We start from the raw sequence: 20,448 nt of genomic DNA, 5'->3' as shown, positions 1-20,448 counted from the left end.
GGCGAGCGGGTGCCGCGCGTGCTCGCCGAGGGGACGGCGTGCGCGGCGCACGGTTCCACTCGGTGACGGGTGACGGGTGACGGGTGACGGGTGACGTGCGAGGGGTGATCAGTGGTCGCACCGGCCGCGGCCGGTGGGCGGCTCCCGGCCCCTGACCGACCCCGAGGCTTAGCGGCGTGTGTACCTGGAAACGACTACTCCCGAACGGTTGTCGCACCGATGGTCGGTTCGACACGGGGAGGGGTCTTTCGTGGATGTGCCCTTATATCTGAGGCCGCGGGTGGATCCACCGCTCGCCTCACTGCTGGGCGCCGCACCGTTCCTGCACTCGCTCGTCGACGCGCTCGGGTCTCCGCTCAACGTACTGCTCCCTGAGACCATCGCGGAGAACGCCGAACGCTTCCGGGCCGTCTACCGGCGCCATCACCTCACCGGACGGGTGTACTTCGCGCACAAGGCCAACCGCTCCAGCGCCCTGCTGCGCAGACTGGCCGCCGAGGACCCGGCCCACGTAGGTGTCGACGTCGCCTCGCCGGCGGAACTGCGGCACGCCCTGGGATGCGGCTTCACCGGGGATCGGATCATGGCCACCGGCCCCAAGGACCCGGAGTTCCTGTGGCTGGCCGCCCGCGTGGGAGCGACCGTGAACCTGGACTCGCTCCGCGAACTCGACCAGCTGGCCGAGCTGGTGCGCACCTACGGACTCGGCCGGGCCGACGTCCTGGTGCGCCTGTCCGGATTCGAGTCCGTCGACGGCCACGGGGGAGCGGGCACCAGACTGCTCTCCCGCCGCAGCCGGTTCGGCACTCCGGTGCGTGAGGTGGAGACGGTCCTGTCCGCCGTGGAACGGCACGCCGACGCCGTCACGCTCACGGGCCTCGCCTACCACCTGGACACCACCGGCCTCGCGGAGAAGGGCCGCGCCCTGGAGCGGTGCGTGCTGCTCATGGACGAGTGCCGGGCCAGGGGCCTGGCGCCGCGCGCCATCGACATCGGCGGTGGCTTCGGCGTCGGCTACGTCGCCGACGCCGAGGAGTGGGAGCGCTGGACGACCGCGCTCAGCGAGGCGGTCCTCGGAGGCCGCCCGCCCCTGACCTGGCGCGGGCACGGCTACGGGCTGCGCAACGAGGGCGGCACGGTGCGCGGCTCGGTCGCGCTGTACCCCGGCCACCGCCCCCACGCCGGCCCCGGCTATCTCGACGAGCTCCTCTCGCTCCCCGCCCCGGTGCTGGGCCGGGCGCCGGGCACGCTCCTCCTGGAGCACCTGCACGACCTCCACATCGAGCCCGGCCGGGCCCTGGCCGACCAGTGCGGGCTGTCCCTGGCACGGGTCCTGGACGTGCGGCCCACGGGGGAGGGGCCGGACCAGTACCTGGTGCGCCTCGGCATGAACGCCGGGGACGTGAGCCTGGAGGAGCACGGCGTCCTCGTGGATCCCGTGCTGCTGCCCCGCGGGGGGCCCGAGGACGGCGGTCAAGGACCGGTCGGAGTGCACCTCGTCGGCAACCTGTGCCTGGAGGCCGATCTGATCACCCGCCGCCTGGTCTTCCTCCCCGCGCTGCCCCGCGCCGGTGACCTGCTGGCCTTCGTCAACACCGCCGGATACGCGATGGACTTCCACGCCCACCGGGCCCAACGGCAGCCTCTGGCACGGACGGTGGCGGTGGTGGGGGAGGGCGACTCCTGGCGCTGGTGCATGGACGAGGACTACTGGCCGATCACACACCCGGGGGGAAAGCCCGTATGAGGTACGACAGCATCACGGAGGCCATCGGCAACACACCGCTGGTGCGCATCGACCCCGCCGTGCACGGGCTGCGCAACATCGACCTGTACGCGAAGCTGGAGATGCTCAATCCGTTCGGCTCCGTCAAGGACCGGCCCGCCTGGCACATGGCGCGACCCCATCTCGAGGGCGCGGGCGCGGGGGAGGGGACGGTCGTGGAACTCTCCAGCGGCAACACCGCCAAGGCCCTCGCCCTGCTGGCCGGCATGCACGGGCTGCGGTTCAAGAGCGTGACCAACCGGATGCGCGTACCGGAGATCAAGGAACTGCTCCTGCTCCTCGGCGCCGAGATCGAGGAGCTCCCGGGGCGCAGCGAATGCCTCGACCCGACGGACACGGACGATCCGCTGACCCACTTCCACCAGGCACTCTCGGAGCCGGGGAGCACCTACCTGCACACCGACCAGTACTTCAACCCGCGCAACGTGGAGGCGCACGCGGCGGGAACCGGACCCGAGATCGTCAAGGACCTGGACGGGCGGGCGCCGGACTGGTTCGTCGCCTGCGTGGGTACGGCCGGTTCGTCGACCGGTGTCGCCAGGGTGCTGCGCGAGCACGACCCCGACGTGCGGGTCCTCGGCCTGGTCGCCCACAAGTCGGACTTCATCCCCGGCATCCGCACCATCGACGAGGTGCACCAGGTCGGCCTGTTCGATCCGGCGACGTACGACACCATCGAGTCCGTCACCTCCGGCGAGGCCCTCGACGGGATGCTCACGCTCGTCCGCCGCTGCGGAATCCTGTCGGGGCCGACCGGGGGCGCCGCCTACCAGGGCGCCGTACGTCACCTGCGGGACGCCGACTCGGCGTTGGACGGGTCGGGGCGCCGCGAGACCGCGGTGTTCATCGTGTGCGACCGGGCGGAGAGCTACCTGAGCTACGTGCGCGCACGCCGCCCCGAGCTGCTGGGCAGGGCGGTGCGCGGGCACACGCTCGCGTCGCTCACCGAGGACGACGTGCGGGCCGAGGCCCTGTCGGTCGGCGTCGAGGCCGCCCGCCGTCGGATCGCGGAGGGGGACCCCGGACCGCTCGTCGTCGACCTGCGCAGCCCGCACGCGTACGCGGCCCTGCACATCGAGGGTTCGGTCAACATCGTGGACGAGCTCTTCGAGGAACTCGTCCGCGGCGGGCTCCCCTTCGGCAAGCGGACACCGGTGCTGCTCGCCTGCCCCGTCGGCGAGAAGTCCCTCCGGTACGCCGCCCTGCTGACGCGCATGGGACACCCCGAGGTACGGAGCCTGGCCGGCGGGATCGTCGCCTGGCGGGACGCGGGCGCACCGCTGGTGCGCGAATGAGCCGGGCCCGTCCGCCCGCCGGGACCGAGGGCGACGAGAGGGAGCGGGGAGCCGCCCGGCAGCGCCAGGAGGAGAGGGAGGCCGCCCGGCGTCGGGAGGCGGGACGGGAAGCCGCCTGGCAGCGGGAGCTGCGGGAGCAGTTCCCCATCGTCACCGCCCACCCGGAGTCGGCGTATCTCGACAGCGCGGCGACCTCCCAGAAGCCGCGAGCCGTACTGGACGCCGTCCAGACCTACCTCACGACCTCGAACGCCAACGCGGGCCGCGGTACCTATCCTTGGGCCAACCGCACGACGGAGCTGGTGGAAGCGGCGCGGGAGCGGGTCAAGGAGTTCCTCCACGACCCGGAACCGGACCGTTCCACCGTCCACTTCACCAGCGGCACCACCGAGGGCCTGCGCACCGTCGCCCGCGACTGGCTCGTGCCGTACCTCTCCGACGGCGACGAGATCCTCGTGCCGTTCGCCGACCACCGGGCCAATCTCGACCCTTGGCTGGAGGCCGGGCGGCTGCTGGCCGAACGCGGCGTCGACGTCCACGTGCGTGCCCTGCCGTACCAGGCGGTCTCGGGGGACTACGACCACCGCGCCCTCGGTGACCTGGTCGGTCCGCGGACCCGGTTCGTGGCCGCCACGCACGTGCACCACGTCTACGGCGGTGACATGAACCTGCACCGCATCCGGGCGGCGGTCGGCCCCGACGTGCCGATCTGCGTGGACGCCGCCCAGAGCGTCGGCCACCTGCCCGTTGACCTGGCCGGTGCCGGACTCGACGTCGACTTCGTGGTCTTCTCGGGACACAAGGCGATGGCCCTGCCCGGCACGGGAGCCCTCTGGGCGCGCAACGCGCGAGGCCCCGCGCTCCGGCCCGCGGGCTGGCAGGGCACGCCCAACACGGCGGGCATCGTGTCGCTGCGGGCGGCACTCGACTGGCTCGACGCGGCCGGCCCGGACCGGATCGCCCGCTGGACGGGCGGGCTGACGACCCGGCTGACCGATCGGCTGAGCCGTCTCGACCCGTACGAGATCCTCGGCTGCCCGGCCAGCCTGGCCGCCGACTCCGCGCTGCCCGACGCCCAGCGCCGCCACGGCATCGTCACCTTCCGGCACCAGGACATCCCCTCCGACGACCTGGGGTTCATCCTGTACAGCCACGGATTCATGGTGCGGGCGGACAGCCTCTGCCAGGCCGGCGCCACCGCCGAGGACGGGTCGGTGCGCGTCAGCCTGCACGTCTACAACACGGCCGAGGAGATCGACCGCCTGCTCGCCGTCCTCACCTCATTGGCGTGAACCACGAGCCGTACGGCAAGTGATAACCGTTTCCACCTTGTAGATTCGGTCGCATCCACGACGGGTGAGACACGGGAGAGGTGGCGCGACCAGATGGGCATCAGCATGGCGGTGGCCAAGGCGTGGGTGGAACGCTGGGAGCGGCAGCAGCAGCGCTACGCCGTGGACCGCGAGGAGCGGTTCACGGTGATCACGGACGTCGTCGAGCACGTCACGGCCGGTCGCCCGCGACCGCTCCTGCTCGACCTGGGCTGCGGCCCCGGTTCCCTGGCCGCCAGGCTCGCCGAGCGCCTGCCGGACGCGGAGATCGTCGCCGCCGACATGGACCCCCTGCTGCTGGAACTGGGCCGGACCCACCACGCGAACGCCGCCCGGTACGTCGACACCGTGATCGGCGCCGACGGCTGGACCGATGCCCTGGGGCTGCGACGCCCCCTGGACGCCGCCGTCTCCACCACGGCGCTGCACTACCTTCCCGAGCCGGTGCTCCTGGACACGTACCGCCGTCTCGCCGCGCTGCTGTGCCCCGGTGGGGTGCTCGTCAACGGGGACCACTTCCCGCCGGCCGAGCGGTCCTGTTCGGGCGTCACCGCGCACGTGGGCCGCCGTCGCGCCGAGCGGACCGGCGGCCACGCCCACGAGGACTGGCAGGCGTGGTGGACCGCTGCGGCCCGCGACCCCGAACTGGCCGACCTGGTCGCCGAGCGTGCGCAGCGCCGTGCCGCGCGCGCGGGCGGTGCGGGCGGTGCGGACCTGTCGGCGGACCGCCATGCGGAACTGCTGCGCAGGGCGGGGTTCCGTCATGTCGTACCGGTCTGGCAGTTCGGCGACAGTGCCGTGCTCGTGGCGCTCAAGGGCGACTGATCCCGGCCGCCCACGGAGGCCGGGATCAGAGGGCGAGACTCATCAGGATCTCGTCACGGTCGTCACCGGGAGCCACCCGCAGGGCGCCCGGCCACCGGCCGACCTCGGTCCAGCCCACCCGGCCGTAGAAGTCCTCGAGCCCCAGACCGGCCCGCGCGGTGAGCCGGAGTCTCTCCATGCCCATCTCGTCGCGGGCGATGTCCGGCAGCCGGCGCATCAGGGCGGCTCCCACTCCTCGCCGCCGGAACCGGACATGGGTCTGCAGGTGGTTGACCGTCCCGCAGTGCGCCTCGAGAGGATGCGGCTCGCGGCTCAGCAGCACCCAGCCCGCCAACGTGCCCTCGACGGTGGCCAGCAGGAGCCGGCCGCGCCGGGGTGCGAGCCTCTGGACGATCGCGTCCAACGCCGGGTCGACCGCCTCCGGGGACACCGGAGGCAGAGGGCACCCCATGGGGATGACCGCGCCCCCGGCGTTGATCACCGCCGCCCAGCACTCCCCGAGATCCCGCCGTACCGCCCCGGTCGCGTCCTCGGGCCGGGTGATCTGCGCGAACGCGGGCGCGTGCGGTGTCTCGTGCGCTGTCACGCCCGCCAGTCTGCCAGGCGCCACGGGCCCACGGGCCCACGGGTGAGAAGATCCCCCGGCCCGCGCGGGAGAGTCCTCAGGCTCTCGACCCCGTGCGGTGGAGGAGCAGGAGGCCCACGCGCGGACGGAGATCATCGAAGTGCAGAATGATCAGCATGGCCATAACGAGTACCCCGAGGACGGCGACGGTCGACGACGCGGCCCTGATCGGCCGGACCCTGGCCCGTGCCTTCGACGACGACCCGATGATGCGCTGGTTCTTCCCCGACGACTCCTCGCGGGAGAAGTCGCTGGGCCGCTACTTCACCACGCTCCTCACCCGGCAGTACGCCCACCACGGGGTGTGCGAACGGACCGACTCGGCGGCGGCCTTCTGGGTGCCGCCGCAGGCCCAGGCGGTCCCGGACGCCGGGACCGTCCGGGAACTCCAGGACATCCTCGGCGACCGGGCACCGCTGTTCCGCGACGCCGTCGAGGCCGCGGCCGAGCACACACCGCGGGAACCGCACTGGTACCTGGCGGTGATCGGCGCCGACCCGGCCGCACAGGGCGGGGGACACGGCGCCGCGCTGCTCCGCTCAGGGCTGGCCCGGGCCGACGCGGCGAGCCTGCCGGTCTGTCTGGAGTCCTCCAAGTCGGCCAACCTCCCCTTCTACGAGCACTTCGGATTCACCGTGCGCGAGAAGTTCCCGCTGCCGGGAGGCGGGCCGCTCCTGTGGGCCATGCGACGCGAACCCCTTTCCGGGGCAGACGTCCGGGACCGGCTGCCGTAGACGGCGCGGACCACCGGGTTCACCTGGCGGTGACGCACCGGCCAGGCACCGAGTCGGTCGGCCGGGGCGGTGGTCGGTCTCACGACGGCGGTCGTCGCGAGGGACTCCGGGCAGGGCACCGGTGACGTACGCCGGCTCCGCGAGGAGTAAGAGCTGTTCCGCCGCATGACGGAGAAGCGTGGCCTGCGGCGTGCGACGGCCTCCCCGCCCCCGTCCCTTCGGCCCGCCCGACCCGCTGGGGCCCCGGCCCGGCGACGTTCGCACCGGCGACGCGCGACGCCAGCGTGTGGCCGGCGAAGTAGGCAGGGCGCGTCCGTGGGTGCGCGAGCAGGGGACGCCCCGGACGACACGCTGCGCCGGGCGCCGGGGCGCAGGCCCCCGGCGGACCCGACCACGCGACGGGTGGTCCGGGTCAGGACGACTCCCGCACCACCAGCTCCGTCGGCAGCGTCAGCTGCTGCCGTGGTGCGCCCTGGCGCGTGATGTCGGTGAGGATCCGGGCCATGGACCGGCCCAGTTCCTCCACCGGCTGACGCACCGTCGTCAACGGCGGGTCGGTGTGCCGGGCGAGGACGGAGTCCTCGAAGCCGACGACGGCGACATCCCCGGGAACCTGCCGTTTCCACCGGCGAAGTTCGGCCAGGGCGCCGACCGCGGTGAGGTCGGAGGCGGCGAACACGGCATCCAGATCCGGGGCACGTTCAAGAAGCGAACGCATGGCCCTCCTGCCCCCCTCCTCGGTGAAGTCGCCCGCCTCGACCAGGTTCTCCCGCGCGGGCACCCCCGCCTCCTCGTGCGCGGTGCGCCAGCCGGCGAGCCGGCTGCGGCCCACGTCCATGTCGAGCGGGCCGGTGATCGTCGCGATCCTCCTGCGCCCGCGGTCGAGCAGGTGCCGGACCGCCGCGCCGGCCCCCCCGGCGTTGTCGGCGTTGACGTAGCTCAGCCGCTCGCCCGCGTCGCGGCGGCCGGCCAGCACGGTGGGCAGGCCCATCTCCTCCAGCATCCCCGGCAGCCGGTCCTCGGAGTGCACCGAGACCAGCAGGACGCCGTCCACCCGGCGGGCCGCCACCGAGTCGGTCAACTGGTCCCGCTCGGCCTGATCGCGGACGAGCATCAGCTGCAACTGGGTGCGGCTCTCGGCGAGGGCGCCGCTGACGCCCCGGATCAGTGCGGCGAAGAACGGCTCCGAGCCGAGCCGGCTCTCCGATTCCGGGATCACCAGGGCCACGGCATCGGTGCGGTTGGTCACCAGGCCGCGGGCGACCGAGTTGGGAACGTAGTTGAGTTCCTTGATCGCCGCAAGGACCCGGGCGCGTGCGTCGGCGCTGACCAGGTCGGAGCCGTTGACGACACGGGAGACCGTGGTGCGGCCCACGCCGGCGCGGGCGGCGACCGTTTTGATCGTGGGACGGCGGTTGCCGGTCATGCAATCCCCCCTCGGCGGCCGCGGCGACGAACCTACCGCGGAGGTGACCTGCGGCAATTCTTGCAGACACTGCCGTAGGCACAGCACCCCCGAAGCTCCGGAAACCCGCACCGGGACCGAAGTTCACCGGCAACTTGCGTTCAAGTCATTGACAGATGGGCCCGCTCCCACGAGTCTTCGATGCGCCGGTGGGAACGTGCCCACCAAAATTGGGCACGTTCCCACCCCGTTCAGAGCCGCTGTAGTCATCGCTGTAGCCATCGCAGAACTCGTCGCTCCGATGTGTCAGCGCCGTCGCTAGGAGGAGATCCATGGGCACTCTCGGTTCGTTGCGCAGGAAGGCGGTGGCCACGGCTGCGGCCGTCGGCGCGCTGACACTGGTCGTCGGCTGCAGCAGCGGCGACGACTCGGCCACCGGCGGTGGCAAGAAGGACGGCAAGACCACCATCACCATGGGCCTGTACGGCGTGATGGGCATCAAGGAGACGGGCCTTCTCGAGCAGTACGAGAAGGAGAATCCCGATGTCGACATCAAGGCCGAGATCGCCGGTGACGAGCAGACGTACTACACCGCGCTGCAGACCAGGCTCGCCGCGGGCAAGGGCCTGAAGGACATCCAGGGCATAGAGATCGGCCGGGCCAAGGAGATCACGGAGACCCAGGCGGACAAGTTCGCGGACTTCTCGAAGACGGCCGGCACCGACCACTTCCTGCCCTGGAAGGAGTCCCAGATCAGCACCGAGGACGGCAAGGTGCTGGGCCTGGGCACCGACATCGGCCCGATGGCCGTCTGCTACCGCAAGGACTACTTCGAGAAGGCCGGTCTGCCCACCGACCGCGAGGAGGTCGCCAAGCTCTGGGCGGGCGACTGGAAGAAGTACGTCGAGGTGGGCCGCACCTTCAAGAAGGGCTTCAAGGGCGGCGACGTGGCCTACATGGACGCGGCCAGCGGTCTGTTCAACGCCATGGTCTACGGCTACCCCGAGCAGTACTACAACGACAAGGGTGAGCTGATCTACGACAAGAACCCCGCCGTCAAGGAGGCCTGGAACCTCGCCGCCGACGCGGCGGAGGACGGCCTGAGCGCCAAGCTCCGTCAGTTCCAGCCGGGTTGGGACCCGGGCCTGGCCAACGGCACGTTCGCCACCGCCGTGTGCCCGGCGTGGATGCTCAGCCACATCAGCGAGAAGGCCGGTGAACCGAACAAGGGCAAGTGGGACGTCGCCAGGGCCCCGAAGGGAGCCAACTGGGGTGGCTCCTTCCTCGGTGTGGTGGAGAAGAGCCCGGTGAAGGCGGAGGCCCAGAAGCTCGTCGCCTGGCTGACCGCACCGGAGCAGCAGGCGCACATCTTCAAGGAGATCGGCAACATCCCGTCCTCGCGCACGGCGCTGGACAACGCCGACGTGAAGAACGCCAAGTCGGCGTACTTCAGCAACGCCCCGATCGGCCAGATCTTCGGCGCCGCGGCCCAGGAGATCCCGGACAAGCAGGTCCTCGGCCGCAAGGACGGCACGATCAAGGACACCTTCTCCCAGGGCCTGACCCTGATCGAGCAGCAGGGCACCGCGCGTGACGAGGCGTGGCAGACCACCGCGGAGCGCATCGAGAAGGCCGTCGGCTGACCTTCCGCCCACCGTGGCCGTCCGGGCCCGCCGGCAGTCCCGCCGGCGGGCCCGGGGCCCCGCTCAGACACCCGCTCTCAGGAAGGAAGTCCGGTGGCCACCTCCACCACCAAGGCCCTGGCCGGCGAGGAGCCGCCCGGCGGGCCCGGCAGGACAGGCGGCGAGGGCACCGCCCGGCCGCGCGGCGCACTGCTGCACCGGCTGGACGTCAAGGGCGCCCCGTACGCCTTCGTCGCGCCGTTCTTCGTCGTCTTCGCCGCGTTCAGTTTCTACCCGCTCGTCTACACGTCGTGGATCTCCCTGCACGACGTGGAACTGGCCACCCTCGACGTGATGGAGTGGGTGGCGTTCGACAACTACGTCGAACTGTGGGGCGACTCGCGCTTCTGGAACGCGCTGCAGAACACCCTCACCATCGGCGTCATCTCCACCGTGCCGCAGCTGATGATGGCGCTCGGTCTGGCGCACCTGCTCAACTACCGGATGCGCGCCTCACTGTTCTTCCGCGTCGCGTCGCTGGTCCCGTACGCCACGTCGGTGGCCGCCGCCGCCCTCGTGTTCACCATGATCTTCGAACGCGACTTCGGCATGATCAACTGGGCGCTCGGCACGGTCGGCATCGACCCGGTGAACTGGGAGGCCGACAAGTGGCCCGCCCAGGTGGCGATCTCCACCATCGTCATCTGGCGCTGGACCGGCTACAACGCCCTGCTCTACCTGGCTGCCATGCAGGCCATCCCCGCCGACCGGTACGAGGCGGCCTCCCTCGACGGGGCCTCCCGGTGGCAGCAGTTCACCCACGTGACCATCCCCGGCATCCGCTCCACGATCGTCTTCACCATCGTGCTCTCCACGATCGGTGCCACCCAGCTGTTCGGTGAGCCGCTCATCTTCGGCCAGGGGCCCAACGGCGTCACGGGCGGCGCGGACAACCAGTACCAGACGCTGGGCCTGCTGCTGTACGAGGAGGGCTGGAAGAACTACCAGATGGGCCGCTCGGCGACCGTCGCCTGGGCGATGTTCATGCTCCTCGTCCTCGTCTTCGTCGTGCAGCGCCTGATCAAGCGCCTGCGTTCCCGTACGTCCTGACCTGGAGTCGCCATGACCACCCACAGCCTCCCGGTCCGGACGGACGCCCCGGACCGTACCCCCACCGAGAAGCCGGCCGGCCGCGGTGGCCGCCGGCTGCTGCGCCAGCGTGCCGGACGCCAGCACCACGCCGGTCCGCTCGCCTACGTCCTGCTCGCCGTCATGGCGCTGCTGTCGATCTTCCCGCTGTACTGGACGATGGTCGCCGCCTCCACCGACAACACACGGGTGAGCCAGACACCGCCGCCCTTCCTGCCCGGCCCGAACCTGTTCAGCAACCTCGCCCGGGCCTGGGACGAGGCGGCGATGGGCAAGGCCATGGTCAACAGCCTGATCGTGGCCGGGGTGATCGCCCTGTCCACGGTGATGTTCGCGACGCTGGCCGGGTTCGCCTTCGCCAAACTGCGGTTCAAGGGCCGCAACGCCCTGCTGATGCTGGTGATCGGCACCATGATGGTGCCGCCGCAGCTCGGCGTCGTACCGCTGTTCATGATGATGTCCGAGCTCGGCTGGTCGCAGCAGCTGCCCGCCGTCATCTTCCCCACGCTGGTGAGCGCCGTCGGTGTCTTCTTCATGCGCCAGTACCTGTCCGAGGCGCTGCCGGACGAACTCGTCGAGGCCGGCCGCGTGGACGGGGCGCACTCGCTGAGGATCTTCTGGAGCATCGTGCTGCCCGTGGCACGGCCCGCGATGGCGGTGCTGTTCATGATCACCTTTGTGCACGCGTGGAACGACTTCTTCTGGCCGTTCGTGGTGCTCGACATGACCAACCCGACGGTCCCCGTCGCCCTCACCCAGCTCAGCGCAGGATACGTCCGCGACCAGTCGCTCATCATGGCGGGCGCGCTGCTCGGCACGCTGCCGCTGCTGTTGATGTTCATCGTCTTCGGCCGTCAGATCGTCAGCGGCATCATGGCGGGCGCCGTCAAGGGTTGATCCGCCGTCCTGCGGGCCCGGCACCGAGCCGCCGGGCCCGCGTCGCCTCCCCGTCTCTCCCGGCCTTCGCGCGCTCGCGCACACCCCCACCTCGAAAGGACTTACGTGGTCACCGCAGCAGAGCAGACCGCGTCCGCCCCGGACGCCGCCCGTACCTTCCCCAAGGGCTTCCTCTGGGGTTCCGCGACCGCCTCGTACCAGATCGAGGGCGCCGCCGCCGAGGACGGCCGCACGCCGTCCATCTGGGACACCTACGCCCGCACTCCGGGCCGGGTCCGCAACGGCGACACCGGTGACATCGCCACCGACCACTACCACCGCTGGCGCGAGGACGTCGCCCTCATGGCCGAACTCGGCCTGGAGGCCTACCGGTTCTCCCTCGCCTGGCCCCGCATCCAGCCCACCGGCCGCGGCCCGGCCGTGCAGAAGGGGCTGGACTTCTACCGGCGCCTCGTCGACGACCTGCTGGACAAGGGCATCCAGCCCGTCGCCACCCTCTACCACTGGGACCTGCCGCAGGAACTCGAGGACGCGGGTGGCTGGCCCGAACGCGCCACCGCCGAGCGGTTCGCCGAGTACGCGGCCCTCGCCGCGGACGCCCTCGGCGACCGGGTCAAGACCTGGACCACCCTCAACGAGCCCTGGTGCAGCGCCTTCCTCGGCTACGGCTCCGGTGTGCACGCCCCCGGCCGCACCGACCCGGTCGCCGCCCTGCGCGCCGCTCACCACCTCAACCTCGCGCACGGTCTGGCCGTCCAGGCGCTGCGCGACCGGGTCCGCGCCGGCGCCCGGTGCTCGGTCACCCTCAACATCCACCAGGTCCGCCCGCTCACCGGGAGCGACGCCGACGCCGACGCGGTCCGCCGGATCGACGCGCTGGCCAACCGGGTCTTCACCGGCCCGATGCTGGAGGGCGCCTACCCGGAGGACCTGTTCAAGGACACCGCGGCGCTGACCGACTGGTCCTTCGTCCAGGACGCCGACCTGCGGCGGATCAACCAGCCGCTGGACTTCCTCGGCGTCAACTACTACACGCCGACCGTCGTCTCCGAGGCCGACGGCAGCGGCACCCACACCTCCGACGGACACGGCAGGAGCACCCACAGCCCCTGGCCGGCGGCCGACCGGGTCGCCTTCCACCAGCCTCCCGGCGACACCACGGCCATGGGCTGGGCCGTCGACGCCACCGGCCTGTACGACCTGCTGCGCCGGCTGTCGTCCGACTTCCCGCGGCTGCCGCTGGTCATCACGGAGAACGGCGCGGCGTTCGACGACTACGCCGACCCCGCGGGCCAGGTCAACGACCCCGCCAGGATCGCCTACGTGCGGGACCACCTGGCGGCCGTCCACCGGGCCATCGTGGACGGCTCGGACGTGCGCGGCTACTTCCTGTGGTCGCTGCTGGACAACTTCGAGTGGGCCCACGGCTACAGCAAGCGCTTCGGCACCGTCTACGTGGACTACCCGACCGGCACCCGCATCCCGAAGGCCAGCGCCCGCTGGTACTCCGAGGTCGCCCGCACCGGCGTCCTGCCCGGCGCCTGACCAGGCCGGTGCGGCACGTCACGGCCGCCCCGCTGGGTGCCGCACCACGGGTCCGCCCCCGGCTCCGCGTCAGCGGGGGCCGGGGGCGGACTCCTGTCCGGTGCCGGGTCAGTCGAGCGGATCGAGCGTGAGCTGGGCCTGGGCCGGGTCGCCGTCGTGCACCAGCGACTCGTGGTGGCCGACGTCGTCGAACGCGAAGGCGTAGGCCTTGCCGTCGGCCATCCGGTCGTGGATGACACGGGCATAGTGGTTGGTCGTGGACTCCCGGTAGAAGTTCGCCGCCGAGGCGTCGGGCTGGTTCGGGTTGCTCAGCAGCGTCGAGCGGTTGAAGCCGGCACACAGCGTGCGGGAGATCGGGCCGCGTACCTGGTCGTTGGGTGCGTCCAGGAGCCGGTGACAGCCGAACACGCTGGAGGCGTCGGGCTTCTGGAAGCTCGTGACCACCGCCCCCGCGCTGTTGGTGAAGTTCATGACGCCGCCGGAGACCCGCCCGAAGTACTTGGTGCCCGGCCGGTCGGCGAACGGGGTGACGGTGAGCGTGGCGGACGCGTACTTCTGCCAGACCCGGTTGACGTAGTCGTCCATGACCGACGCCGGCAGTGCTCCCGTCTCCACTCCGTACAGCGGCGACAGGGCCCGCAGTACGGTGCCGTCGGAGCGGGTCTGGATCAGCCCGCCCCAGCCGCTCTGCGCCCGCAGCGCGTCGAAGACCGCCTTGTAGCCGCCCGCCTTGAGCCGTCCGGCACTGCTCACACCGCCGTCGGCCCGCTGCACCCCGACGGTGTACGGCGCGGAGAACATGTCGACCTGGGTGCTGTTCAGCCACAGGCCGGAGTCGTTGAGGGTGTACTCGGACCAGTTGAACAGGGTGTTGCGGTTCGGGTCGCTCGGATTCTGCACGGCCGGTTGCACCAGGCCGCCCGCGGTCAGCCGGAAGTCGAGCTTCTGGCCGTACGAGAAGTAGATCCGTCCCGAGAGTTTCGGTATCCGGATCGTCTTGGTCTGCCCGGCGGCCGGCCCGGGGATGGACGCGTCCGGTGCGGGGGTGGGGGGATTGCCGCCGGCGGGCCAGGCGTGGAACGTGCCGTTCGCGTCGGCCCAGCCCTGCTGTCCCGTCGTCAGCGAGGTGCCCAGCGTGTAGAGGTGGACGGGCTCGCCGCGGCTGGAGTTGTTGGTGATCTTCAATGGAATGGTCGCGGGTACCGCCGCGTCCGCGGGCGGTGAGGCGCCGAACATGAGCAGGGCGCCGGCCAGGCCCGCGGCCGTGGCGGCGGCGAGCAGACGGTGTCCGAGGCTTGAGAGCACTCTCCACCTCCGTGCGGTGTGGGGGGAGGAAATTGGTCCGTACCGATTCTGAGAGCGCTCTCAGCGTTGCGCCGAGACGCGTCCATGTCAATGCTGCGGTCAGGGAACGTCGAGCTCGACGGCCGTACCCGCCCCCCTGGGACGGCCGTCCGGCCTCCCGGCCCCGCCGACGGCCGGGGAGCGGCCGGGCGCGGACCCGTCAGCGGGGCCGACGGGAGTGGAGCCGCGCGGCCTGGAGCGTCAGGTGGTCGCGCTCGGCGAGGGTGGGCGCCTTGTGTGCCGCCTCGGCGTACAGCCGGGCCGCCGTCGCGAGGTCCCCGTCGCGCTCGTGCAGGTGTGCCGCCACCGCGGCGTGGCGGGGCAGGGACGCGTCCAGTGCGGCCAGTGCCGCCAGTCCGGCGCGCGGGCCGTCCGCCTCGCCGACGGCCACCGCGCGGTTGAGCCGGACGACCGGGCTGTCGGTCAGGCGCACGAGCTCGTCGTACCACTCGACGATCTGCACCCAGTCGGTCTCCTCGGCGGTGGGCGCGTCGGCGTGGAGCGCCGCGACGGCGGCCTGGGCCTGGAACTCGCCGAGCCGGTCGCGGGCGAGCGCCGCCTGCAGGATCGCCACCCCCTCGGCGATCGCCTCGGTGTCCCACCGGCCGCGGTCCTGCTCGGCGAGCGGCACGAGAGTGCCGTCGGGCGCGGTGCGGGCGGCGCGCCGCGCGTGGTGGAGCAGCATCAGGGCCAGCAGCCCCTTCACCTCGGGGTGGTCGATGACGGCCGCCAGCTGCCGGGTGAGCCGGATGGCCTCGGCGGCGAGGTCGACATCGCCCGAGTAGCCCTCGTTGAACACCAGGTAGAGGACGCGCAGCACGGTGGCGACGTCACCGGGCCGGTCGAACCGCACACCGGATACGGTGCGCTTGGCCCGGCTGATCCGCTGCGCCATGGTCGCCTCGGGCACCAGATAGGCCCGGGCGATCTGGCGCGTGGTCAGCCCGCCGACGGCACGCAGGGTGAGGGCGACCGCCGACGACGGGGTCAGCGACGGGTGGGCGCACAGGAAGTAGAGCTGGAGCGTGTCGTCCACCGCGGGCGCGGACCCGGGCGCCGGCTCCTCGTCGGCGCGGTCCTCACGTCGGCGACGGGCGGCGTCCGAGCGGGTCGAGTCGAGGAACCGGCGCCAGGCCACGGTGACCAGCCAGCCCTTCGCATCACGCGGAGGGTCGGCCGGCCAGACGCGGACCGCCTCGAGCAGGGCGTCCTGCACGGCGTCCTCGGCCGCCGTGAAGTCGGCTCCGCGGCGGACGAGGATGCCGAGGACGCTCGGCGTGAGGCTGCGGAGCAGGGCCTCGTTCATCCGTGCGGGCATTCCGGGATGGTGGGCGGCGCCGCCAGGAACGGGCGCAGTTCGAGCCACTCGTGGATCGGCTTCCCACCGGCCCCGGGGGCCGCCGACAGTTCCCCGGCCAGTTCCACGGCGCGCTCGTAGCTGTCGACGTCGATCACCATCCACCCGGCGATGAGGTCCTTCGTCTCGGCGAAGGGGCCGTCGGTGACCGGCGGCCGGCCCTCGCCGTCGTAGCGGACCCACGTTCCCTCGGGGGCGAGCGCCTGCCCGTCGACGAACTCGCCGGTCTTCTCCAGCCGGGCCGCGAAGTCGTTCATGTACTGGATGTGGGCCGAGATCTCCTCCGGCGTCCACCGGTCCATGGGGACGTCGTTGGCCGCGGCCGGGGCGCCCCGGTAGTGCTTGAGCATCAGGTACTTGGCCATGGTGACTCTCCTCGGTGCTGTGCGGCCCATTGTGGTCGCGTTCACCCCGGGGACGGAGCCGGCCACGCGTTCTCGACATCGTCGCCGGAATTCTTCTCCGGCGCGCGGGACCCCTCGTCACCGGCCGCCGCGCCAGGGTGAACCCTGCTCCGAGCCCGTCATCGACCGGGCCGGGCGGACGGGTCGCCGAGCACCCGGTAGTGCCGTACCGCGGCGGCTCCTCGCCGTACCGCTTCGGGCCACAGACAGTCCAGGACCGAGGCGGACGGAGGGAAGAGCGCCGCGGGCACCGCGGGCCGGGCGAACCAGTCCCAGCGCGCGATCTTGTCCGGCTCGGTGACCCGGGGCGTACCCGTCGCCCGCTCGGTGACGGCCGCGGCCGTCACACGGGTCAGTCCGTTCAGGCCGTCGACGAGCACCGCCAGGACCCTCACCTCCGCCGCGGGCACCGTGAGGCCGGTCTCCTCCCACAGCTCACGGGCGGCGGCCGCTTCGAAGTCCTCTCCGGTGTCGACCTTGCCGCCCGGGAGTTCCCAGCGGCCGTCGTGGCCGAGGCCGAGCAGGACGCGGCCGGCGGGATCGAGGACGGCGAGGCCCACACCGGTGAGACTGTGGGAGGCGGGACGGGCGCGCTCGGGTCGCTCGGCGCCGGAGGCAGGGAAGTTCACCCGGCCATTCCACACCACCGCCGCGAACCGCGCCCCGGCGCCTCAGAGGAGATCGCGTGGCACCGTCTCGTTCCACGTGTGGGAGAACACCCGGCGACCGCCGTCGTAGCCGTCCAGCGTGGCGTCGACGAAGAAGCTGCTCTCGTCACAGGTGAGGCGGGTGTGCGTGACCACGCGCACGTCCCACTCGTCGCGCCGGAAGCTCATGGTCCAGGTGGACTCGCCGCTGACGGACGTGAAGTCGTCGGCGACGGAGGCATAGCGTTCGTAGGCGCGGCGGCCGACGTCCAGGCCGATCTCCTCGAAGCGGACCGTGCCCCGGTCCTTCACCGTCTCCAGTTCGGCGTTGTAGCCGACCAGGTCGCGTTTGACGTCCCAGCGTTCCTCCGGAGGCGTCAGCGTGGTGGTGGCGACGGGGGAGGTGCCCTCCGGGTCGCCGAACGGCGTGGCCTGCGTGTCGTCGGCCCGCTCCGGGGGGCGCACCGGGAGGGTCAGTGTGCTCGAGTGGTCGTACACGCTGAGCATCGCCGGCTTGGGCGGCGGCCAGGCGAGCGGCCAGTACGACGTGGACAGCGAGAGCCGGATGCGGTGGCCCGGCGGGAAACTCTGCGCCACTCCGTTGAGGTGCACGGTGGCGCGGTAGCGACGGCCGGGCTCCAGCGGCTCGGGCTCTTCCGCGCTGTCGCGCCGGGTGAGGTTCAGCAGACCGTAGGTGACCCGGGTCGCCGCTCCGTCGGGGCTGACGTCCGAGAGGCGTGCGGCCACCATGGCGACCGGTGCGTCGGCCGACAGGTCGAGGTCGACGGTCGGCGAACCGAGGATCTCCACCCGCTCGGTGAGGGGTTCGGTCTCGAAGACGAGTGAGCCGCCGTCCTCCTCGCGCTGGTCGTAGGGCAGGTCGGGCGGCGCGTTGTACGAGGCCCACTTCCCCGCGAACTGCCCGACGGACAGGGGGGACCGCACGGTCGACGCGTCGCCCTGCGCGCTCGCCGCCGACCGGTCGCCCGCCTCGTCGGGAGCCCCGATCCGGTGCCGGGAGAGCGGATGCGTGACCGGATGGACGTGCGGGGAGGGCCAGCAGGGTTCGGCCACCCAGCGGCCCGGCCGCTCCTCGTACGACGTCGACGGCGGGACGCTGTCCTGCATCCACGTCTGCAGCATCGGGCCGTCCATGACGCCGTTGTCCACGCCCTTGAGCCAGTGGTCCCACCAGCGGACCACCTCCTGGAGGTAGCCGATGGCGGGACCGGGCTCGCCGAGGTGCGGGAACTTGTGCGACCACGGACCGATGAGGCCCTTGCGGGGCACGTCCAGGTGGGCGAGGAGCCGAGTGACGGCGTTGGAGTAGCCGTCCGCCCAGCCGCTGGACGCGAGTACCGGGCAGCGTACGTCCTGGTAGTTCTCGGCGACCGAGGCGTGCCGCCAGTAGTCGTCGCGGCGCTGGTGGCGCAACCACTCCAGGACCCAGGGCTGGGAGTTCTCCAGACGTTCGTGCCACATGTCCCGCCAGCGGTCGCCGACCACGGCCGGATCGGGCGGACAGGTGGCATAGGCGAACATGGTGCCCGCCTCGGCCAGGTTGTCCGAGAGCATGGCTCCGCCCATGTAGTGCATGTCGTCGGCGTGCCGGTCGTCGGTGAAGGAGGCGATGACGATGGCCTTCAGGCTCGGTGGCCGGCGCGCCGCCACCTGGAGGGCGGCGAACGCGCCCCAGGAGAGGCCCATCATCCCGGTGGTGCCGTCGCACCAGGGCTGTTCGGCGATCCAGGCTAGCACCTCCTCGGCGTCGCTCTGCTCCAGTTCGAGGTACTCGTCCCGCAGCACCCCCTCCGACTCGCCGGTGCCGCGCAGGTCGACGCGGACGCAGGCGTAACCGTGCCCGGCGATGTAGGGGTGGTGGACGGAGTCCCGCACGGCGGTGAGGTCCCGCTTGCGGTACGGGATGTACTCCAGCACCGCGGGCACCGGCTCCTGGTCCGAAGACGTCGGGCGCCAGATACGCGCCGACAGGCGCACGCCGTCGGACATGGGGATGACGACGTGTTCCTCTTCCTTCGTCGTGAAGGGAAGGTTGGTCACATGACGCATGGTCGGCCGCTCCTTGCTCTCACGCCGTCCCGGGGGCCTCGTCGAAGGTGAGGCCCAGGGCGGCGACGCACTGGTCGTACTTCCTGCGCAGGTCCTCCTCGTCGTCGCCGCCGGTGAAGATGTGCGCGAGTTCGTAGCTGTAGCTGTCCTGCTGGGAGAGTTCGGAGAGCCGCTGTCCCCGTTCGGGCAGGACCTCGATCCGTACGCCCGGTATCTCCCGCTCGATCCGGGACACCTCCTCGGGGGTCGGGACATGACGCACGACACCGTCCGTGAACCACCGGTAGTACCACTTCGCCGCCATCGCGTAGGGGCCCTGGCGGTGCGGCATCCGCGGGTCCTCGCCGAGGGCGAGGGCGAGCATGCAGTGGTGGTTGGGCACGCCGTCCACGTACTGGAACAGCTCGGCGTGCGACTGCGAATGACGCGGGTTGATCTCCAGCAGGCTGATGTCCTGGCTTCCCGGATCGTAGAAGTACTCCACGCTGAACGTCGCGGATTCGAAGCCGATCTGCCGCATCACCCGCTCGGTGACGTCGTGCAGCCGGGCGATGACCTGCGGGGGCAGCATGGAGGGGTACTGGTGGCGCAGGAAGCACGGCGAGTTCGGGTAGTCGATGCTGTCCAGCGTGCCGTACACGGTCACCTCGCCCTGGTGGACGTAGCCCTCCACGGCGACCTGGACGCCCTTCAGCGACTCCTCGGCGAGACACACCTGGCCGCCGACCCCGTCCATCTCCGCCGGGAGGTCGACCTGGTCGAGGATGTGCTCGAACGGCCGGCCGATGCGGGAGACGCCTTCGCGTATCTCGGCGACGGCCGCGCGGAACTTCTCCTGGTCGTCGACCCCGAAGGCGAGCTCCGAGGAGTAGGACAGGGCGGGCTTGAGCCACATCGGGAACCGCATGCCGTCCGGCGGACGCGGCGGGTCCGCCTCCAGGTCGACCCGGCCGAAGCGCGGGTGCCGGTCGGTGACCTTCTGCTGCTCGAGCCTGCTCCAGTACTTGTGCTCGCACTTGACCACGGACTCCAGGCTCGTGGTGCGGGTGCCGTAGCGCGCTCCGAGGATCGGCACCAGCGTGCTGACCGGGAAGTCCCAGTAGCCGACGATCGCGTCGATGCTTCCGTCGAAGGCGTCCAGTACCTTCTGCGCCTTCTCGATGACCGCCGGCAGCGAGACCTCGCCGCCCTGGAGCTCCTCGACCGTCAGAAGACCGTGGAAGCGCAGGGAATCGGCGCCCGGCACGGCCTTCAGCGTCGGAAGGTTGGCCTCGTCGAGACCGACCACGAAGACGTTCCTCACGTGTTCGTCGGACATGGCTCTCCTCTCTCTCGAAGATCGGCGGGGTACCCGCGCATGCTTCGGGCAACCCCGCGGACCGGACCCGGATCCGCGGCGAGGGAGCGCACGA

Annotated in this window: 17 protein-coding genes; 9 read left to right on the top strand and 8 right to left on the bottom strand. The window is 71.6% G+C overall.

Going from position 1 to position 20,448, the window contains the following annotated elements; genetic code table 11:
• Nucleotides 1-250: 250 nt before the first annotated feature.
• The 4 genes from SAM23877_RS02875 to SAM23877_RS02860 all read left to right on the top strand — a co-directional run bounded on the left by SAM23877_RS02875 (nucleotide 251) and on the right by SAM23877_RS02860 (nucleotide 5,237).
• A complete protein-coding gene (locus SAM23877_RS02875) occupies nucleotides 251-1,747 on the top strand; it encodes a Y4yA family PLP-dependent enzyme (RefSeq protein ID WP_244902908.1) in 1,497 nt (498 codons plus the stop codon).
• On the top strand, nucleotides 1,744-3,081 hold the full coding sequence (locus tag SAM23877_RS02870; RefSeq protein WP_053126586.1) for a pyridoxal-phosphate dependent enzyme: 1,338 nt from the start codon (nucleotides 1,744-1,746) through the stop codon (nucleotides 3,079-3,081). The genes SAM23877_RS02875 and SAM23877_RS02870 overlap by 4 nt, the downstream gene beginning before the upstream one ends.
• Nucleotides 3,078-4,373 carry an aminotransferase class V-fold PLP-dependent enzyme gene (locus SAM23877_RS02865; protein WP_079029984.1) on the top strand — a complete coding sequence of 432 codons (1,296 nt, stop codon included), beginning with the start codon at nucleotides 3,078-3,080 and terminating at the stop codon, nucleotides 4,371-4,373. The genes SAM23877_RS02870 and SAM23877_RS02865 overlap by 4 nt, the downstream gene beginning before the upstream one ends.
• A gap of 93 nt (nucleotides 4,374-4,466) precedes the next feature.
• Nucleotides 4,467-5,237 (top strand): class I SAM-dependent methyltransferase, encoded by a 771-nt coding sequence (locus tag SAM23877_RS02860; RefSeq protein WP_053126584.1) that lies wholly within the window; start codon nucleotides 4,467-4,469, stop codon nucleotides 5,235-5,237.
• A 25-nt stretch (nucleotides 5,238-5,262) separates the two neighbouring features.
• Here SAM23877_RS02860 and SAM23877_RS02855 read toward each other — a convergent pair whose 3' ends face one another.
• Nucleotides 5,263-5,823: a GNAT family N-acetyltransferase gene (locus tag SAM23877_RS02855; RefSeq protein WP_053126582.1), complete on the bottom strand. Its 561-nt coding sequence runs from the start codon at nucleotides 5,821-5,823 to the stop codon at nucleotides 5,263-5,265.
• 155 nt (nucleotides 5,824-5,978) lie between these two features.
• Here SAM23877_RS02855 and SAM23877_RS02850 point away from each other — a divergent pair, with 155 nt between their 5' ends.
• Nucleotides 5,979-6,596, top strand: a complete 618-nt coding sequence (locus tag SAM23877_RS02850; RefSeq protein WP_425314748.1) for a GNAT family N-acetyltransferase — start codon at nucleotides 5,979-5,981, stop codon at nucleotides 6,594-6,596.
• Nucleotides 6,597-7,008: 412 nt separating this feature from the next.
• Here SAM23877_RS02850 and SAM23877_RS02845 read toward each other — a convergent pair whose 3' ends face one another.
• Nucleotides 7,009-8,022, bottom strand: coding sequence for a LacI family DNA-binding transcriptional regulator (locus SAM23877_RS02845; RefSeq protein ID WP_053126578.1), 1,014 nt, complete (start codon nucleotides 8,020-8,022; stop codon nucleotides 7,009-7,011).
• Between the two features lie 311 nt (nucleotides 8,023-8,333).
• Between SAM23877_RS02845 and SAM23877_RS02840 the strand changes: the two genes are divergently transcribed.
• The 4 genes from SAM23877_RS02840 (at nucleotide 8,334) to SAM23877_RS02825 (ending at nucleotide 13,214) form a co-directional block, all read left to right on the top strand.
• Entirely contained in the window at nucleotides 8,334-9,644 is a 1,311-nt protein-coding gene (locus SAM23877_RS02840) for an ABC transporter substrate-binding protein (RefSeq protein WP_053126576.1), read from the top strand.
• Nucleotides 9,645-9,737: 93 nt separating this feature from the next.
• Entirely contained in the window at nucleotides 9,738-10,733 is a 996-nt protein-coding gene (locus tag SAM23877_RS02835) for a carbohydrate ABC transporter permease (RefSeq protein ID WP_053126574.1), read from the top strand.
• A 12-nt stretch (nucleotides 10,734-10,745) separates the two neighbouring features.
• Nucleotides 10,746-11,669: a carbohydrate ABC transporter permease gene (locus SAM23877_RS02830; RefSeq protein ID WP_053126572.1), complete on the top strand. Its 924-nt coding sequence runs from the start codon at nucleotides 10,746-10,748 to the stop codon at nucleotides 11,667-11,669.
• A 105-nt stretch (nucleotides 11,670-11,774) separates the two neighbouring features.
• Entirely contained in the window at nucleotides 11,775-13,214 is a 1,440-nt protein-coding gene (locus SAM23877_RS02825) for a GH1 family beta-glucosidase (RefSeq protein WP_053126570.1), read from the top strand.
• Nucleotides 13,215-13,322: 108 nt separating this feature from the next.
• Here the strand turns inward: SAM23877_RS02825 and SAM23877_RS02820 are convergent, their stop codons facing one another.
• The 6 genes from SAM23877_RS02820 to SAM23877_RS02795 form a co-directional block, all read right to left on the bottom strand.
• A complete protein-coding gene (locus SAM23877_RS02820; RefSeq protein WP_053126568.1) occupies nucleotides 13,323-14,519 on the bottom strand; it encodes a glycoside hydrolase family 64 protein in 1,197 nt (398 codons plus the stop codon).
• Nucleotides 14,520-14,718: 199 nt separating this feature from the next.
• Complete coding sequence (locus SAM23877_RS02815; RefSeq protein WP_053126567.1) at nucleotides 14,719-15,864, bottom strand: RNA polymerase sigma factor; 1,146 nt, start codon at nucleotides 15,862-15,864, stop codon at nucleotides 14,719-14,721.
• Nucleotides 15,861-16,280, bottom strand: a complete 420-nt coding sequence (locus SAM23877_RS02810; RefSeq protein ID WP_053126565.1) for a YciI family protein — start codon at nucleotides 16,278-16,280, stop codon at nucleotides 15,861-15,863. Before SAM23877_RS02810 ends, SAM23877_RS02815 begins: the two co-directional genes overlap by 4 nt.
• Before the next feature lie 158 nt (nucleotides 16,281-16,438).
• Nucleotides 16,439-16,948, bottom strand: a complete 510-nt coding sequence (locus tag SAM23877_RS02805) for a nucleotide triphosphate diphosphatase NUDT15 (RefSeq protein ID WP_053126563.1) — start codon at nucleotides 16,946-16,948, stop codon at nucleotides 16,439-16,441.
• A gap of 42 nt (nucleotides 16,949-16,990) precedes the next feature.
• Nucleotides 16,991-19,036 (bottom strand): CocE/NonD family hydrolase, encoded by a 2,046-nt coding sequence (locus tag SAM23877_RS02800; RefSeq protein ID WP_053126560.1) that lies wholly within the window; start codon nucleotides 19,034-19,036, stop codon nucleotides 16,991-16,993.
• A 19-nt stretch (nucleotides 19,037-19,055) separates the two neighbouring features.
• Nucleotides 19,056-20,354, bottom strand: coding sequence for an ATP-grasp domain-containing protein (locus tag SAM23877_RS02795; protein ID WP_053126558.1), 1,299 nt, complete (start codon nucleotides 20,352-20,354; stop codon nucleotides 19,056-19,058).
• Nucleotides 20,355-20,448 lie beyond the last annotated feature (94 nt).

The organism is Streptomyces ambofaciens ATCC 23877 (assembly GCF_001267885.1).
Lineage (GTDB): Bacteria > Actinomycetota > Actinomycetes > Streptomycetales > Streptomycetaceae > Streptomyces > Streptomyces ambofaciens.
Note: the sequence above shows the minus strand (reverse complement) of the source record. Positions and strands in the feature narration are given on the sequence as shown.

What these genes read in the sequence shown, in the direction of transcription:
- SAM23877_RS02860 (WP_053126584.1), top strand. Translation starts at nt 4,467, where the DNA reads ATGGGCATCAGCATGGCGGTGGCCAAGGCGTGGGTGGAACGCTGGGAG.
- SAM23877_RS02865 (WP_079029984.1), top strand. Translation starts at nt 3,078, where the DNA reads ATGAGCCGGGCCCGTCCGCCCGCCGGGACCGAGGGCGACGAGAGGGAG.
- SAM23877_RS02810 (WP_053126565.1), bottom strand. Translation starts at nt 16,280, where the DNA reads ATGGCCAAGTACCTGATGCTCAAGCACTACCGGGGCGCCCCGGCCGCG.
- SAM23877_RS02815 (WP_053126567.1), bottom strand. Translation starts at nt 15,864, where the DNA reads ATGAACGAGGCCCTGCTCCGCAGCCTCACGCCGAGCGTCCTCGGCATC.
- SAM23877_RS02850 (WP_425314748.1), top strand. Translation starts at nt 5,979, where the DNA reads ATGGCCATAACGAGTACCCCGAGGACGGCGACGGTCGACGACGCGGCC.
- SAM23877_RS02840 (WP_053126576.1), top strand. Translation starts at nt 8,334, where the DNA reads ATGGGCACTCTCGGTTCGTTGCGCAGGAAGGCGGTGGCCACGGCTGCG.
- SAM23877_RS02830 (WP_053126572.1), top strand. Translation starts at nt 10,746, where the DNA reads ATGACCACCCACAGCCTCCCGGTCCGGACGGACGCCCCGGACCGTACC.
- SAM23877_RS02845 (WP_053126578.1), bottom strand. Translation starts at nt 8,022, where the DNA reads ATGACCGGCAACCGCCGTCCCACGATCAAAACGGTCGCCGCCCGCGCC.
- SAM23877_RS02870 (WP_053126586.1), top strand. Translation starts at nt 1,744, where the DNA reads ATGAGGTACGACAGCATCACGGAGGCCATCGGCAACACACCGCTGGTG.
- SAM23877_RS02800 (WP_053126560.1), bottom strand. Translation starts at nt 19,036, where the DNA reads ATGCGTCATGTGACCAACCTTCCCTTCACGACGAAGGAAGAGGAACAC.
- SAM23877_RS02795 (WP_053126558.1), bottom strand. Translation starts at nt 20,354, where the DNA reads ATGTCCGACGAACACGTGAGGAACGTCTTCGTGGTCGGTCTCGACGAG.